This window comes from Type-F symbiont of Plautia stali (assembly GCF_059731105.1).
In genome coordinates, this window is the sequence record NZ_AP035911.1 from 176775 (window position 1) to 193573 (window position 16799).

Consider the following 16799-nt stretch of genomic DNA (forward strand, 5'->3'; position numbering starts at 1 on the left):
AGCCGCCTGAAGGCAATGAAATTTACTTAGTTAAATAAAGGGCTGGATAACAGCAAGAGAGAGTATAGATTGCACCAGGTTATTTTACAGTGAATAAACAGACGATAGTTACAGCCACTTTCACTTAAGCCAAACCGAAAAATAACGATAGATATCAATGTTATGAAAACTGCCTGATAAATATCACCTGTAAAGCCTTAAGCCAGACTTCAGCATCAACATCTGGAAAATAAAGAAATTAAAGTTAGCCCGGAATCAGCCGATACTAGCTGCCGTCTTTTTTCAGGAATAATTATCATTAAGGATAAGAGATTAATTTATCCTTCCCGGGCAATTAATATTCAAACCGTTATTACCGGGCAGGCCCTGAAAATATAATAAATGAAATCGTTTTCATTTAATTTAAAGAAGCGTGATGCGTTGAAATAAAAATGAAATAAAGGCAAAAAAAAGCCCCCACAATGTGGAGGCTTTTCGGGAACGGCTTAAAGCTTAAAAGCTTTCCCAGTTTGCTTTGCTCAGGTCAACGCTCTGCGGTTCAGGCTGACGGCTCTTTTTAGCCGGACGGAAAGCAGAAGCGGTCTGAGGCTGCGGCTGCGGTGCAACACGGCCTGAGCTTTCAACGGTAAAGGTCGAGACCAGCGCCGACAGCGTTTCGGCCTGTTCCTGAAGTGATTTCGAGGCAGATGAGGCTTCTTCCACCAGCGCGGCGTTCTGCTGCGTCACTTCGTCCATCTGGCCAATCGCCTGATGAACCTGCTCAATGCCTTTGCTCTGCTCAGAGGTGGCCGCAGCAATCTCATTGACCAGATCGGCGACCTGCTGGATCGCGTGACGCACGTTTTCGCTGTTTGAACCGACGCTGTTGGCCTGCTCTAACCCGTGCTCAACCTGCGAAACGGACGTGGAAATAAGGTCTTTGATTTCGCGGGCAGCCGACGAGGAGCGTTGTGCCAGGTTACGCACTTCCGACGCAACCACGGCAAAACCGCGACCATGTTCACCGGCACGTGCTGCTTCCACCGCCGCATTCAGCGCCAGGATATTCGTCTGGAAGGCGATGCCTTCAATCAGCCCGGTAATTTCCGAGATTTTGGCCGAGCTGGCGCGAATATCATCCATCGTGGTGAGCATCTGCTTCACAGCCGTTCCGTTCTGGATCGACATGTGGTTAGCGTTATTCGCCAGACCGCTGGCCTGATGCGCGCCTTCAGAGTTCTGCCGCACCGTTTCACTCAGCGTCGCCATGCTTGCCGAGGTCTGCTCCAGCGAAGCAGCCTGCTCCTCGGTGCGGGCAGAGAGATCTTCGTTACCTGCCGCGATCTGCGTTGAACCCGTACTGACCGATTGCGCAGCATGATTCACCGAGAGCAGCGTGCCAGAGACGCGCGCCAGCAGCTGATTAAACGCCATGGCCGTCTGGCCAATCTCATCCTTACGGCTGACATCCGCAGTATGCGTCAGATCAAGCGTGTGGCTGACCTGGGTCATGGTATTCACGATGCCAGAGAGGCTTCTCTTGATGCCCATGATCACTTTAACGGAGAAGGCAGCCAGAATCAGGATCACCAGTAATGATCCACCTGACATCGCCCACAGTGTCTGAGTGTAGACGCGCTTGTTTTCAGCACGCAGCTGTTCGCCGATGTCGATGTTCAGCTGAATCTGACGGGTGAAGTCCGCTTCCATCTTGCGGGTTGCAGCGCCCACACCATTTTCACTCTGCAACAGTGGCAGGGTGACTGCGTCATCATGAGCGCGGGCCGCGGCAAGAAAAGCGGGCAGTGCGCTGCGCACCGCATCCAGATTCCTGTTAGCCTGCTCTGTCATCGCCTTGTCTTCATCGTTAGAGATGTCATTCGTCATGTAATAATCGTTAAGCGATTTAATCTGCTGCAGCAGATTATTAATCTGCTCTTCTGCAGCGGGCAACTTTGTCGCATCGCTAATGCTGTGATAACGATAAAACGCAATACCTAACTGATTGGTTACACTGATCGATTTATTCAGATCGCGAATGCTGGGTATCGCATTCGCCTGTACATATTCAAAACGGGACTGAAAACCCGAAATCACAGATAACGAGATAATCACCAGTGCAATCAGTGACATTGCAAGCAGTGAGAAAATCGTTACCAGACGCTGTGTAATAGTCATAAAGCACCCCTGGGGAGAAAGAATAATTTGAACAAATGTTAATGCTGGATCGTTCTTATCGGCTTTCTTCAGCGCGGCTTTAATTGATCGCGGGAGATATATTTTTTATTTTTTCTTGCGCCTGACGCAGAGTGAACTAACAACGCGAAGAGGCTGATTCTTATTCTCTTTTAGAGTTAACATATTATTTACATCCTGCCATCCATGCTCACTCTCCCCCCTTAACTCTTTATCGTTATATGCAGCAACAATGCCGGATATAAGCACTGAATGTCATTTGTGGTGATCTGATAATAACGTGGCTGATTTAACAGCAGTGCTCAGGTAATCGGCAACGCTAAGCCTGCTCTTCTGCCGGAGAGGGTACGCGGCGGCTGTCAGCGGCAGAACGCGACAGCGAAATCCTGCCCTGTCAGCGCGCTCAGCAGCCTCAGGGCAAACCTCGTTATGGCGGGAGCACCTGCCACTCAGATTTTGGCCATTTGTGGCAGGGCCAGATTAAATTAGTGAATTGACTGGCGGAATGCTGATTCTGGTCTATGCTCACTGGCCCGACCAGGTTTTAACCTGCGGACAGTACTAACGCTTACAATAAAAAAAGGTAGTCATCATGGATTTAGCCACATTTGAAACCAGAACCGGTCTTTGGCCACACATGCAGTTTACGGATGTTGAATATGAAGCATGCAGCAGTGGCGTTGAGATCTACGCCATTGATGTCACCCGTCAGACCAAGAGCAAGCTGTTCATCTGTCGCGTTGCAAACGAACAGCAGGCGGCCTCGCTGACGGCACAGTTTAAAGAGTGGTTACCGAAAATTAAGCTGAAAAAACGCAAAGTGGCTCTGAATATGGCCCGCACGGGCTGTGAGAAGAGCTATTCTGCCAGGCCGAACTACCAGGACCGCGCCGGGTTGCGTCAAAGCAGCGTCAGGGCCTGATGGCGACCTCAGCCTGTCTCTGCAGGCAGGCTGAATGCTTATTGGTTATGCGGTGCGCGCTAATCGCGCGCCGCAGGAACCTGAAATAGCCGGCACTCACCCGGTTCGGTGGAGATATCACTGAACGTCGAGATATGGATCTCTATCCAGACATTCGCCGCTCGCAGGGTGTGAGGTGTGTTGTGCAGGTCAAGCTGCGTGACAAAATCCCGGGTGCTGATCGTACACAGCCCCTCGCTATCCCGCCTCATCGCCTCTCTGAATGCGATCCAGATCGCATCATCCTGTTGCATTGCATTGCCCCCGCAACGTCTCACCACCATTAACTGTATATATAAACAGTATAATTATTCCCGAAACTGGTCAAGTCTGTCTGGTTTTCTGTTGCGGATGACGCCCTGCCCTGCCATTTTTATCCGTGCCCATCAGCGAAACGGGACTTTAATCCAAATCTTAGAAAACGTTTTCATTGGCGTTTAACACATTGATTAAAATGAAAATGTATTAAAGTGATCATTCTAATCATCTGATATCAAACTAAAAAAACGGTTAACCGCAGCGGCACTCAGGCCGCTTTTGCCCTATCTTTAAATGGCTCTGTAACGAAATCCACTTCCTTTACAGAGTGATCTGACTCCTACCCTTGCCCCCTTTAACAGGGGGGCACTTTTTCAGAGAGTGCAGCAGCAGAGATCACGTTTCACCGGCCAGCGTGAAAGGGCTGATGAAAGCAACCTGTAAACATCCGATTAACCAGCGCCTCACCAGGGATGCTGTGTCGTTATAATAATGCGCTATATCTTCTGTTCGCCCCCGCTTTAACGGGGGGCTTTTCTGCTTTATTACAATTGCCTGATCGCTGTCCCGGGAAAATGGCGATTAATGCCTCTTAACCCGGGCGGGATTCAGAGCGATATTAATACCGAAAGCAGAACAGCATAATCATTTCAGTTGTGCCCTTAACCCCCGAAATATCTGTGATATGGTTAATAAGTCTCAACTGCCATGCGAGTCCGCTTATGCTCTCCACCCTTATTTACCGCAGCCAGCTTGCGGGTTCTGTCTCGCCGGAGAAACTGCAGGCGCTGGTGGAGCGTGCCAGTGTTAAAAACGCCGAGGCCGAGGTCACCGGGATCCTGCTTTATGACGGGCAGCACTTTTTTCAGGTGCTGGAGGGGAGCGTTGAGAATGTCCACACGGTTTTTCAGCGAATCAGTCAGGACGATCGGCATTTTAATCTGATCGAGCTGATGCGTGACTACGCCCCGGCACGGCGATTTGGTCACGCCGGCATGGCCCTGTTTGATTTGCGTGACTATCAGGAGCATACCGTGGTGGAGGCTCTGCTTGACCGGGTCACGCTTAATGAGGAGCGTATCCGGCATGATCGGGTCGTCAAATTCCTGCGTTCGTTTGTTGAAGGACGGGATAAAGAGACCTTTATTGAGATCGAACCAGCCAGTCAGTGGACACTGACCACTCCCTCCTCCTCCGCTGTACCGCTTTCCTGCCCGCCGGCCGCCGATCAGCGCTGTGCGTTTGCGCTGCAGCCGATTGTGGATGCCACAAATCGCCAGATTGTTTCCTGTGAAGCCCTGATCCGCGGTCAGCATGGCGCTTCACCCGCCGACTATTTTTCTCAGCTACCGGAAAGCCAGCGCTATCAGGCCGATCTTCACTCCAAGACCTATGCTTTCCGGCTGGCCGGACAGCTTGGCCTGGGCGATCAGACCCTCTCCGTTAACCTGTTGCCGATGTCACTGGTGATGATCGAGGGGGCGGTCGATCATCTTCTTCAGCAAATCCGGCTGCAGGGATTGCGACCGGAGCAGGTCGTGGTTGAGGTCACTGAAGATGAGGTCATCTCACGCTTCGACGCCTTTCAGTCCGCGGTGCGCCAGCTGAAAGCGGCCGGCATCAGCCTGGCGCTCGACGATTTTGGCGCCGGTTTCGCTGGCCTGTCTCTGTTAGCCGATTTTCAGCCCGACAAAGTTAAAATCGATCGCAAGCTGATCACCGATATTCACCGCAGCGGCCCGCGTCAGGCGATTGTGCTGGCCATCCTGAAATGCTGTCAGGCGCTGGAAATTACGGTCATCGCAGAAGGCGTTGAAAAAATCGAAGAGTGGCTCTGGCTCGAAGGTGCCGGGGTTCGCTATTACCAGGGTTTTCTGTTTGCGCGCCCTGCTCTCAACGCCCTGCCTGCCGTCAGCTGGCCCTCACGACGACTGGCGTAATCCCGCCTGACTTCCGCTTGCACGCTGCCGTTTTGCTCATAATTTGATGCGGCTCACACCGCTTCGCTGCAAAGAGCAAAAGCTGTGCCATGCTTGATTCATCTGACAGCCATCTGGCCAACAGATATTCATCAGATCCCTGGATAATCACCGAGTTGGGAGAATCACCATGAACGAAGATCGCATTGGCGGTAACTGGAAGCAGTTCAAAGGTAAGGTTAAGGAAAAATGGGGCGATCTCACGGATGACGATATGACCGTTGTGGAAGGGAAGCGCGATCAGCTGGTCGGTAAAATTCAGGAACGTTACGGCTACGAGAAAGATCGTGCCGAGCAGGAAGTGAAAGAGTGGGAAGATTCCAACAAGTATCACTGGTAATCCCCTTTTCCCGCCGGGCGTTTACGCGCCCGGTGCCTGCCCTTTTCTCTCATGGATGTTAACGACCCCGCCCCGCTGTGCAACACCCGATACATTATGGAAATGATTGTTTCTTTATTCATCGCTGGCGCGCATACTACGCTGACTTCCCTGGTGACGGGAGCCCAAAACCTTACGGATACCAATCATGCCTCAACACTCTACCGACACGATATGTGCGCTTGTCGGTGTTCTTCCTGAAACGCTGAGACGCTGGCGCCGCGCCGGGTTGATTACGCCACCGGATGCTGGCGGTTATTCAGATAATCAGCTTACGCGTGCCCTCTATGTGCGGGATATGACGTCAGGCGGCCATACGCTTTTCGATATCCATGCAGCGCTTAACTGGCCCAGTGTTACGCTGCCCGGCGGCTGGGCCTGCCGGGAAGAGGATATGCTGCAGCTGCTCTCTCAGAGCTCAGACGAGGATATTCATCGCGAGTTGCGGATGATGAACATTGACTACTGTGGCGATGATTATGTGAACTGCTACCTGCGCCCGCTTAATCTCTGGCTGCGTACTGACGTCAGCGAAGGGGCAGCGCAGCGTCTTGAGCGTTTTCACACCGCCGTGGTGGGTCAGTGGGAACGCCTGGCGCAGGCCGCCAGACGACGCAGCACCATCCCGCTGTTCCTTGAAGCGGTCAGCGTGACGGATGAGACAGAGATCTGGATGGAAGCGATACGGCTCAACGGACAGGGATTCCGGGTTGAAGTGGCCGCCGAGGCGTCAGGCGTGCCTGCCGTGGCGAATCACCGCTTTGAGCACCATCTGATGTGGTGTGGCGACGGAATTACGCCATCCATGAAGGCAATTTTTCAGTCCAGTCTTGAGGCAGGCGATCCCGTCATGCTGACTGGAACAGACACCCGCGTGAAACTGCCTGAAAACACCCTCTCCGCCAGCGCCTGATTCCATGACTTCTTTTGCCTGCCCGCCATCAAAAAGGCGGAAACAGCCTTTGCCATTTCCGCCCTGCAGCTATCAGTGATGCTCAAGCGTACGCGGACCGCCGATGGCAATCGGAATGCGACGCGGTTTCTCGCTCTCCGGTATCTCCTGAATCAGATCGATACGGAGTAATCCCTCAGCCAGACTGGCTCCGGTGACCTTCATATGCTCCGGAATGGAAAAGTTCAGCTGGAAGTCGTGGCGCGCTATCCCGCGATGGATCCAGCCGCCGCTCTCTTCCCGGGCCTCGCCTGTCGATTCCTGCGACGCTTTTTCCCTGTGACCGGCGATGGAAAGACGCCCGCCACGTAACTCGATCTCCAGCTCATGCTCTTTCCAGCCAGGCGTGCTGACGGTCAGCGCATAGTGGTTATCCTCCACGCGCTGCAGATCATAAGCGGGAACGGAGGTGACCGGGCTGTCACCCGTCAGCTGACTGAACAATTTATCGATGCGGCTGAAGCGGTCTGAAAAAACGGAATCAGCCAGCGAAGGCAAAACTGAAAAGGGTTGTAGTGACATCGTGATAATCTCCTGAACAGGTTCATCCAAAAGTTCATCTGACCGGTTTCAGATTCCCGATCACCTTCAAAATAGGGATTAGCGCTACATTTTCAAGCCGGGAAATAGATTTTTTTCCGCTTCTCCGGATCCTGTTATCACCGGGAGTCAAATCAGGATAGCGGGCTGCCGCTATTTTTTATTCTGCGGTGCAAGAACGAAATGAGGATGACGGCCGGCCAGCAGCAGCAGCAACTCATATTCACCCTGACTCAGTAACGCAGGATTGGCTGCAGCTTCTTTCGTCTGCCAGACGCGCAGACTGAGGTCGAAACGCTCTGCGGCGCTCTGCTGTGACAGCCCGGCGGCCAAACGAAGTTCACGCACATTACTCTGAACAGCCACAGGCGGCTGAGGGGGACGATTAACCAAAAAAGGACTCCTTCAACATGATGAAACCGCAAAGGCGCAGCGCTTCGCCTGTATAAAGCGAAGCGACCCGGAAGTGGCCCTGCGAATTGACCTGAGAATAATTGACCATTTTAAATAAATGTCAAATTCCGGATTCTGCATTCCGGCAGGATTTCTTTGTAAACGAAACGGGTAATTCTGCCCCCGCCGGCGACTTTTCTATTTTTTAGAGTGCCTTATTGCGCCAGCCAGGAATAGTCCTGATATTTGACTTAAGCGCGATTCAGGGATTAATCCGCTACCTCAATGCCTCACTCTTCATCACGATAGCTGTTTAGCCTGAGGATGCTGCTCAGCGGGCACCATCTAAAATATGAGGAGGATAATAAATGAAAAATCCTATCCAGCGTCGCTCACCCGACGATCTGTCACGTGTAGAGATCCGTGAACAGTGGCAAATCACCTACTGGACCCAGGAGCTGAAGACGACTCAGGAGAGGCTGACGCGTGCGATTCGCGAACAGGGATCGCTGACCGAACAGGTGCGTGCGTGGCTGGAGCAAAACCCGCCACCCCGGCGTCCGTCACAGTCCGGCCACAACATCAAACGTTAACCTGATTACTGCCTGACGTGCTGCGTCAGTGGCAGCCCGGCGGCGGATTGGCCTGCCTCAGCCATCACAATGGCGACAGGTTATCTCTGCCGGAGTGACCCGGTTTTCTGCTTTTACCAGTCATATTAACAGGTTATCTTTCTCACCCGTCTCTGCTCAGCGACGCGGTTCCGCAGCCTGTCGCGGCTGCAGGGTTCAGACTGACTTAGCAAAACCATTCACGCTCCTGAATGCATATTGTTCTGCTGCCCTGAAATAAATATTAAAAAGTCTGAAATCACGCGTTTTCTGAAAATGACAACAATATGTAAATATTAACGCCTCTCTTCGATTAAATTTTCGAATCGTAAACATGCTTTTAATGCGTTAAAGAAAATATTCAGAGACAGCTGCCGCAGAGTCACCTATCATTCAGCGGAAAATAAAAAATACGCTATATTTACTGCCGCCTGATCGACATTTCAAACCGGACAGTTTTCTTTTTCGCTCCGTAATCAACCGGTGCGGGGTATACACACATGCTTAAGAATTTAAACGGCGATGATGAACGCAGAAGCCGTGCTATACAGGCGTTGCGCAGTCCTGATGAAAGTCGCGATGACGTCCTGCGGAAATTTGTCCGTCTGGCGAGTCAGGCTCTGGGCATTCCGGGCAGCTTTATCTCTGTTCTGGATGATGAGTTTCAGACCGTGCAGGCCTCACACACATTTAATCTTCAGCGCTCCACGCGTGAGGATTCACTCTGTCGCCACGTGGTCGACAGTAACACGCCTATGGTCGTGCCCGACACCTGGCACGACCCGCGTTTTGTCAGGCATCCCCTGATCACCGGTGCGCCCTTTATTCGCTTCTATGCCGGCGTGCCGCTGAAAACGCGCGATAACATTATTCTGGGTACCCTGTGTGTGACCGACACCGAGCCGCATATTTTCACTTCCGATCAGGTCATGACGCTGACCCTGCTCTCCACGCTGGTCATGTCTTTTCTGGAAGCCTGGCATGCGGCCGGGTTTGTCGATCCCGTAACCGGACTGCCTAACCGCCAGCGTCTGATCCGTGATTTGCAGTATCTGGCCGTGGCGGGCGACATCACACCCCGCCGCCTGGTCCTGATTGATTGCATTGATATGTCGCGAGCCTATGAACTGGCCCGCACGATGGGAATGGGTCCGGTTGAAAGCCTGCTGAAAGATATGGCCACCCTGCTGCCACTGCGGCTGCGTCCGGCGGTGGGGGAAATGCTCTATACCGTGGCCACCGGGCGGTTTGCCATCCTGACCCGGGCAGACAGCCGCCTGAGTGCCGCCTGGGTGGCCGGTCGTCTGGAGGGTATCAGTGCAGATGTGGATGATGGACTGTCGGTCGCGCTGACACCGCACACCGGCGAAGCGGGCTTTGTGGCCAGTCAACTGTCGGCACCTGAGGTATTACGTCGCGCCGTCAGTGCCCTGAACGATGCGGTCGGACTGGGGCTGCCCTCGCAGCGCTATGACGCCGAGGCGCAGACGCAGCATGCTGACGATTTACTGCTGATGAACGATCTTAAAGCTGCGCTGCGCGACAACGTCGGGCTCTATATGGTTTACCAGCCGAAAATCTGCCTGCAGAGTGGCAGACCGGTGGGGCTGGAAGCGCTGATCCGCTGGCAGCATCCTACCCGGGGTGAACTCTCGCCAGGTGCCTTTATCCCGCAGGCTGAACAGACCGAACTGCTCTCTATGCTGACCGCCTGGATTATCGATCAGGCGGTAGCGCGGCTGAGACGACTCAGGAATAGCTGCATCCAGCTGCCGTTAACGATTAACGTCAGCGTGAACGACTTCTCGCAGGAAGGCTTTGCTTCAGCACTGGAAAGCAAGCTGGTCAGGGCTAAGCTCCCCACCTCACTGCTGGGCATTGAGTGTCTGGAAACTGAACGTATCCTTGAAAGCCCTGATGCCCTGCGCGGGCTGGAGAGACTCAGAGAGTGTGGATTTACGATTTCGCTGGATGATTTTGGCTCCGGCTACAGCAATATCAGTTATCTGCGCCGGATGCCGCTGGATGTTATCAAGCTGGATCGCTCCCTGATCAGTGAGCTCTCTTCCGATACTGCCTCACGCATCATTGCCCGCAGCATCATCGCCATGCTGAAAGAGCTGGACTACACCGTGCTGGCTGAGGGGGTCGAGTGTCCCGATGCGGTGACCTCGCTGACAGAGTATGGTTGTGACCAGGCACAGGGCTACTTCTATTCCAGACCGCTGAACGAAGAAGCGCTGGATCACTGGCTCAACTGGAAGCTGCGCGGAGAGCCCTGCTGAGTGACCGTCTGCACGTACCGGATCTGTCAGCCGGAACGTCACCCGACAGCCGCTGCGCTTAGTGCTGCCTGCCCGTGTGCACGCCGTGCTACAGTCAGTAAGGAAAGATGAAACATTTTTTAAACAGTGTTAGCGTGTGCGCTATATTCACCTAAAGCGGAGCTGCACATGCTGACTACCATTATATACCGCAGCCATATTTCCGATGATTTTCCGGTCAGAACCCTGCCTGAGATGGTCGATCACGCCAGCGAAATCAACACTGCGCACGACGTAACAGGCATCCTGTTATTCAACGGCACACACTTTTTTCAGTTGCTTGAGGGGCCGGAAGCGGGCGTTCAGGCAGTCTATCAGCGCATCTGTGCCGATCGCCGGCATCATAATGTCGTGGAGCTGATGCGCGACTACGCACCTTCCCGCCGGTTTGGTAATGCGGGTATGTCGCTGTTTGACCTGCGTGAACATGACCGCTCGTCGCTGCTCCAGGCGGTGCTGGACAAAGGGACCTCGAAATATCAACTGACCTATGATGATCGGGCACTGCAATTCCTGCGGACCTTTGTTGAGTCACGCGAGAAGGAGAACTATTATGAGGTTCTTCCGCCCGGTTACTGGGAATTCATTTCAGAGCATAACGAGGTGCCGGATTCCCGCCCTGAAACTGAAGGCGTCAGTTTCCGCCCGGTCGTCGATCCGCTGGCTCGCAAGGTTACCGCGATTGAAGCCACTATTGTCAGAGCGGCACCCTCCGATGCAGCCTCAGACGCCCAGCTTCACGCTGACGATCTGGAGACCCTGAAAAAGACATTCGCCCATGCAGGTCAGGTCTGCCCTGATGGCATGACGCTCTACGTCAGCCTGCTGCCGATGACGCTGGTGGTGATACCCGATGCCGTCACGCAGATTGTGGCCGCCATTCAGCAGGCGGGACTGGTGCCGGAGCAGGTGGTCATCGGCGTGAGCGAAACGGCAGTTATCTCGCAGCTGGCCGCCTTCTCTGAAGCGGTTCGTGCGTTGAAAGCCGCCGGGATCAGCCTCTCTATCGACAATTTTGGAGACGGCTCCGCCGGGCTTTCGCTGCTGACACACATTCAGCCGGACCGTATTCGTATCGACGCCGGGATCACCCGCGACGTTCACCGCAGCGGCCCCAAACAGGCGGTGGTTCAGGCAATTATCAAATGCTGTTCTGCGCTGGAAATCACCGTAATCGCAGCCGGTATCGTCCAGGCCGAGGAGTGGATGTGGCTGGAGGCGGCTGGTGTGATCAACTTCCAGGGCACCCTGTTTGCTGCCGCTGGCCGCTACCAGGCTGAATCGGTCGCCTGGCCGGAATACCGGGAGGCGATGTAACGCAACCTGCCTGAACAGCAACAGAGCGGCTGGCGCGCCGGCCGTTTTGTTGCCTCACTCCTGACAGTCCTCACACAGTTCACTGATTCACTTCCCTGCCCCGTCTCCTGCCCCTGACCTGCTGTATGAGCTTTTACAGCTTCCCGTTTTGACAGCGTATTTCTGACCAGTCAGGTACAGGAATGAGGGATAACCACTATAGCGAGTAATGTTACTTCCCTGCTGCCTGCGGAAAGGCAATTTGTTGCATATTTATACACCGGCAAAGACGTAATGTGACGCATATCCACTATAGCGAGTGAATCGCTGCTCAGCTCAGCATCAGTAACCACTGTAGCGAGTAATGGTGCCAGTGAGTGTTGCTACTCAGGCGGTTCAGCGACGGGAAACAGGCGAGCAACCACTATAGCGAGAAGACTTCTCAGGCAGGAGGCGTGTTTGCTGTTGCAGGGACTCTCTGAGGCCATTTCGGGTGCATCGGGCCTTTCATGCAGGTCAGTTCTGTGGCGGTCAGTCTTAAGAGAACCACTATAGCGAGTAATGACTGAGGCAGAGCATCGTCTTGGTATTTTTCTTGAGGTCTTATCTGACAGGGGATATAACAATAGTAAGCACTAACACATAAGGTAAACCCCCTTAAGGCGTGGCCGGTCAGAAACAGTAACAACCACTATAGCGAGTAAACCTCCCCTGCCTGTTTCCGTTTGGCAACCACTGTAGCGAGTGTGTTTACCCCTTAAAACGCTATTATCTGATCATTAACTCACCGCTTTAGCGATAAAACAACCTGATAACCACTGTAACGAGTAGCTCACAGGAGAGGAAGAGCATGGGAATGGCACGATTAGCTTCGAAAACAGAAAGGGTAACCACTATAGCGAGTAAGTGAAGCGCGCGCTGCGCGATAAATACCTGCCCTGCCCCGCTTCTTCTGAGGCAGGAAGACGTTCAGCCGGATAACCACTGTAGCGAGTAAAGCAGAGAAATCTCTGTGTCAGCCGTACTCATCATCACTTTTAACAGAAGAGCAACCACTGTAGCGAGTTAACACTGGCTGCGTCGGTTAAAAACGACACAAGGCAGATTAGGTGGAGGCCACAGCGATTGAGCAGTATCTCTGAGCGGGCAGCGGATGGATAACCACTGTAGAGAGTAACGTAACTTGCTACAGTGGTTGGGTCAGGCCTTCCTGACATCCCGACTCTCAGGCCGCGAGCGGAAAGGGCTATCACAGGGAACGAGGCGTGCTAACGTCTGAAAATTATTGCTTTTTTTGCTTCCTGATTTTGTTCAGCAGCTCTTTCTCCTCACGTGACACCATCACCAGCTCGCTGCTCTCCTCTTCCATCACGGCTTCAGGCTGGCCGACATCAATAACAGTCGGATCGTTGTAGAGATCGTCGAACTCATCCATTTCGTCATCGATCAGACCAGACTTGCTGAGCGGCAGCTCGGCCGGGCGCAGCTTGGGGTGACGGTAATGGACCCAGAAGTAAACCGATGAGCCGCGCCGGGTTTCTGTGTAGTCAAGGTATCCAATCTCTTTCAGCTGCTCCATGGCCTTTCTGACGGTGGCGTTCTGGGTGATCACACGCGAAGTCAGATTAAGTCTGGCACGCAGACGGGCCATGGATATCGGCGCCGGTTTAGGCGGAAGACTCTCAATGAAGGTGTAGAGCGCCTGGGCCGACTCTTTACGTGCCAGTTCATTAATGGCTTTCAGCTGCAGCAGGACTTTCCTGTCGAACTGGTAGAGCTCAAAGATTTTGGGATCGGCCTGTAGGGTGACCGTGTCCTTTTTGATGCTGTATTTGGCAGACTGCACCAGATGCGTGGTGTAGTTCTCGCCGCCCTTGCTGGTAAATGTCAGCGTATTGGAGGCAATACGGGTCAGGGAAGCATCCAGACGGCTTCTGAGCTTCGAGGAGAGACGCACAGAGGGTATGCCACACAATTTGGCGAATTCAACGAAAGAGAGCGTTACCGTGTCTCCCAGACACTCATGCGTGGCGAAGGCACGGATGATCCCCACCCAGGTTTTGAAATCGTTGTCCATATCCAGGCGGGCACCCAGAATCTTGATGTTGTCATACCCTTCCGAGCGGACCAGGGATAACTGTTTAAGATCCTGTGTCACATCCATGGCATTCATCTGGTTTTTCTGACTGCGCGCCGTGGATTTCAGCGTCGGAACGAACAAGCCAAGTCGCATCAGCGCGACCGGCTGAACAGTGTTATTGCTGTTAGGCGTGAGAGTAACAACCTCGCCAGTGCGTTTGTCTGTTTCGCTAAATGCATCCGCTATGTTCAGGATATCGGGTTCTTTTCTTGGCATCAGGCAGATCCGTGTTATGAACAGGCAACAGCCGCTGTTACTCGATACAGTGGATACTATCACTCACTATAGCGGTTAATCTACTTACCGCAGTGGTTATTTCTCTCACCACAGTGGTTATCTTACTCGCTACAGTGGTTGCTGACAGGGCCTTAAGCCAGCGCTGTCGGGGCCTGGCCTGCTGCAGGGATCTTTCAGGAACTATTAATGATCTTATGAGGATCGGTTACTGGATCGAATCGGTGGATAAACGTGTAAAAACGGGCTGTTAAACGTTCATTTTCAGAAAATCAGACCAGCCACCAGCCTCATATCTTCAGAGCCAGCCTGAAAGCAGGCTGTTACTGAAAGCATTGCCGTTTATCCACCGTTACCAGGGCCGTCTACTCGCTACAGTGGTTGTTCACTACTCACCAGCGCGGTTACTTCTCTCGCCATAGTGGTTGTTATACTCTCCGCAGTGGTTTTTTTTCTCGCTATAGTGGTTATCGATCCCCTCTCAGGCCTTGTGTCACAAGGCTCAGCCGCTGCGGGGATCTGTTTAGGATCTCAATTTGATCTATTGGGGATCGACCAATTGGATCTGGCCTGTGGATAACGGGGATAAAAAGACCCAAACCAGACGCTATTCCCGTGTCAAATGAAACTGCTTTTCTGCCGTGACTCAGCGTTAAGCTGTTTCAGCAAACATGACCAGATCCAAAGCCTGACACAGGAGGGTTTAAACAGGCTCATTGAAAAACAAAAATTAACATCAGCGGGGTTTTCGAGTGAGTACTGCGCTTAAGTTGTCGATCAGCCATCAACTTTTTCTGAAGAGAAAAACGTAAACTCACCCTGAAGAAATATTACCTAAGCAATTGATTTATATATTTTTATCTGGAATTTTTCATGATGAAAACACCGTGAATTATTGCGATATTCAACTGACATCCAGTGAAATATTTTTGCCGGTAAAGGAAAATTACACACCAGTAAAGCAAAAGTCAGAATGCGAGAGCAGAGTGATATGCAGAAGAAGAGAAGTTCAGACCTGCCAGAAAAGAACCCGATTCAGAGCGCAGTAGTCAATTTTCGAATCTGGATGAGAAAGCGAGAACTTATCTGGTAATCATCTGCGAATGAAAATGTAGAGCTGAATAAAGGGGAGTCCGGGATCTTAAGGAGGGCGGTTTTAACCGCCCTGATACTTATCCCGGCTTCCTGTTAAACTCCGCCCTCTTTTCATCCGGCCAGAGCCAAAGCCGTTTCGCGGTAAGAATGCAGATCACGGCCTGGCATCTTAACCAAACGCTCACGGTCGCCCTCCTGAAGAATCATGCCGTCGCTGACGTAAGGTTCGGCCATAATGCGCATTTCATATGCCATCCACTCAGGCATGAAATTCGCCATACTGGCCTCAAAGCCGCCCGGATCATCACCTCCATAAGCAATGGGGCGACCCAGCACCTCAGTCCAGATCGCAGCCACATCAGCGCCGGTGAGAATGTCGGGCCCGACTATATTGATTGTCTCAACAGACAGCTTCCCCGACGCCCGATCGCGACGAATCAGTTCAATGGCAGCTATTTAAGCAATATCACGGGCATCAACCATAGCCACCCCTTTGGAACCGATGGGCATCGGATAAACGTTATGTTTTCTGACCGCGTCTGCAATCATTACCTCATTATCGATGAAGTAGGCAGGCCGCAGAATGGTCGCGCTGAAGCCCAGCGTTCAGGCATGCACTCTGCGCCGGACTTTACAGCAAAGTGAGGCACGTTTACGGCCTTATCAGCATCAAACACCGACAGGTAAACGACCCGGTCAATGCCGGCTTCCCGGGCTACATTTAGCGTGATCAGGGCCTGAGTGAATTCATCCCCGGTGACAGCATTCAGAAGAAAAAGCATGTCGACGCCAGAGAAGACTTTCCGCAGGGAATCGATATCGAGCAGATCGCCTTTGAAGACGTCCACGCCGGTTGCAAAGCCCGAAGGTAAAATGCTTCGTTGAATTCATCTGTAGCAGATATAAGACGGGCTGGTTTATGCCATAAGAAAGAGAAAGGTTAAAACTGATGATCATCCCCGAAACCAGACGCCTTATCACATCGCACGCACTGTGCTTACAGCTTCTTCGCCTCTGGTAGTGATCTGGTTGACGCCGGACACAACGGCCTACAAAACAACGTTTTACTCCCCCGCCTTCTTGCTACGCTGTCAGGCAGGTTTAACTAAGAAAAGGATTTTTGTAAACGATTACGCCGCTGAATAAAATTGTGAGGTTCGCCTTTCAGTAAGCGTGGTTCAGAATTCATTGCCGGTCTGAACAGCAAAATGGAAAAGCACCCTGTCTGACCATGCACAACTGCAATTTTCACCAGGCGATTTCACAGTTTACTTATTGATAAATAATAACTATTTTACGATTTTCATGATGAAAACACCCTTCTCACGGCGTTGCCTGCATCGGAACGCCACATCATAAAGACGCTCAGAGCTGGCTGTATCCTACAGAAAATGCCCGCGCCATCACTCCGCTCCCTTCTATACCCTGCCTGATTTCCCGACGATTTCTTATCGTCTGCACT

The 16799-nt window shown here is 52.5% G+C and carries 12 protein-coding genes and 1 pseudogene; 7 read left to right on the plus strand and 6 right to left on the minus strand.

Features of this window, described 5'->3' with window-relative positions; all coding sequences use genetic code 11:
- Window positions 1-492: 492 nt before the first annotated feature.
- A complete protein-coding gene (locus AC6I7A_RS22225; RefSeq protein ID WP_058958489.1) occupies window positions 493-2157 on the minus strand; it encodes a methyl-accepting chemotaxis protein in 1665 nt (554 codons plus the stop codon).
- Window positions 2158-2767: 610 nt separating this feature from the next.
- Here AC6I7A_RS22225 and AC6I7A_RS22230 point away from each other — a divergent pair.
- On the plus strand, window positions 2768-3097 hold the full coding sequence (locus AC6I7A_RS22230; RefSeq protein WP_046103071.1) for a hypothetical protein: 330 nt from the start codon (window positions 2768-2770) through the stop codon (window positions 3095-3097).
- Window positions 3098-3156: 59 nt separating this feature from the next.
- On the opposite strand, the gene AC6I7A_RS22235 is transcribed toward AC6I7A_RS22230, so the two are convergent.
- Window positions 3157-3390, minus strand: coding sequence for a hypothetical protein (locus AC6I7A_RS22235; RefSeq protein WP_058958488.1), 234 nt, complete (start codon window positions 3388-3390; stop codon window positions 3157-3159).
- Window positions 3391-4116: 726 nt separating this feature from the next.
- Between AC6I7A_RS22235 and AC6I7A_RS22240 the strand changes: the two genes are divergently transcribed.
- The 3 genes from AC6I7A_RS22240 (at window position 4117) to AC6I7A_RS22250 (ending at window position 6665) form a co-directional block, all read left to right on the plus strand.
- Window positions 4117-5334, plus strand: coding sequence for a diguanylate phosphodiesterase (locus AC6I7A_RS22240; RefSeq protein WP_058958487.1), 1218 nt, complete (start codon window positions 4117-4119; stop codon window positions 5332-5334).
- A 169-nt stretch (window positions 5335-5503) separates the two neighbouring features.
- Entirely contained in the window at window positions 5504-5713 is a 210-nt protein-coding gene (locus AC6I7A_RS22245) for a CsbD family protein (RefSeq protein ID WP_009093260.1), read from the plus strand.
- 187 nt (window positions 5714-5900) lie between these two features.
- On the plus strand, window positions 5901-6665 hold the full coding sequence (locus tag AC6I7A_RS22250) for a MerR family transcriptional regulator (protein WP_033736893.1): 765 nt from the start codon (window positions 5901-5903) through the stop codon (window positions 6663-6665).
- Between the two features lie 72 nt (window positions 6666-6737).
- On the opposite strand, the gene AC6I7A_RS22255 is transcribed toward AC6I7A_RS22250, so the two are convergent.
- Complete coding sequence (locus AC6I7A_RS22255; protein ID WP_009093258.1) at window positions 6738-7226, minus strand: Hsp20 family protein; 489 nt, start codon at window positions 7224-7226, stop codon at window positions 6738-6740.
- A 171-nt stretch (window positions 7227-7397) separates the two neighbouring features.
- On the minus strand, window positions 7398-7637 hold the full coding sequence (locus AC6I7A_RS22260) for a hypothetical protein (RefSeq protein WP_009093257.1): 240 nt from the start codon (window positions 7635-7637) through the stop codon (window positions 7398-7400).
- Window positions 7638-8005: 368 nt separating this feature from the next.
- Between AC6I7A_RS22260 and AC6I7A_RS22265 the strand changes: the two genes are divergently transcribed.
- From AC6I7A_RS22265 to AC6I7A_RS22275, 3 genes are all read left to right on the plus strand, one after another.
- Window positions 8006-8230 carry a DUF3606 domain-containing protein gene (locus tag AC6I7A_RS22265; RefSeq protein WP_058958486.1) on the plus strand — a complete coding sequence of 75 codons (225 nt, stop codon included), beginning with the start codon at window positions 8006-8008 and terminating at the stop codon, window positions 8228-8230.
- Window positions 8231-8748: 518 nt separating this feature from the next.
- Window positions 8749-10533 carry an EAL domain-containing protein gene (locus AC6I7A_RS22270; RefSeq protein WP_058958485.1) on the plus strand — a complete coding sequence of 595 codons (1785 nt, stop codon included), beginning with the start codon at window positions 8749-8751 and terminating at the stop codon, window positions 10531-10533.
- Between the two features lie 168 nt (window positions 10534-10701).
- Window positions 10702-11889, plus strand: a complete 1188-nt coding sequence (locus AC6I7A_RS22275) for a diguanylate phosphodiesterase (protein ID WP_009093254.1) — start codon at window positions 10702-10704, stop codon at window positions 11887-11889.
- Between the two features lie 1261 nt (window positions 11890-13150).
- Here AC6I7A_RS22275 and AC6I7A_RS22280 read toward each other — a convergent pair.
- Window positions 13151-14224 carry a RepB family plasmid replication initiator protein gene (locus tag AC6I7A_RS22280; RefSeq protein ID WP_009093253.1) on the minus strand — a complete coding sequence of 358 codons (1074 nt, stop codon included), beginning with the start codon at window positions 14222-14224 and terminating at the stop codon, window positions 13151-13153.
- 1224 nt (window positions 14225-15448) lie between these two features.
- Window positions 15449-16197, minus strand: a pseudogene (locus AC6I7A_RS22285) (NmrA family NAD(P)-binding protein); the annotation flags it as partial.
- Between the last annotated feature and the right edge of the window lie 602 nt (window positions 16198-16799).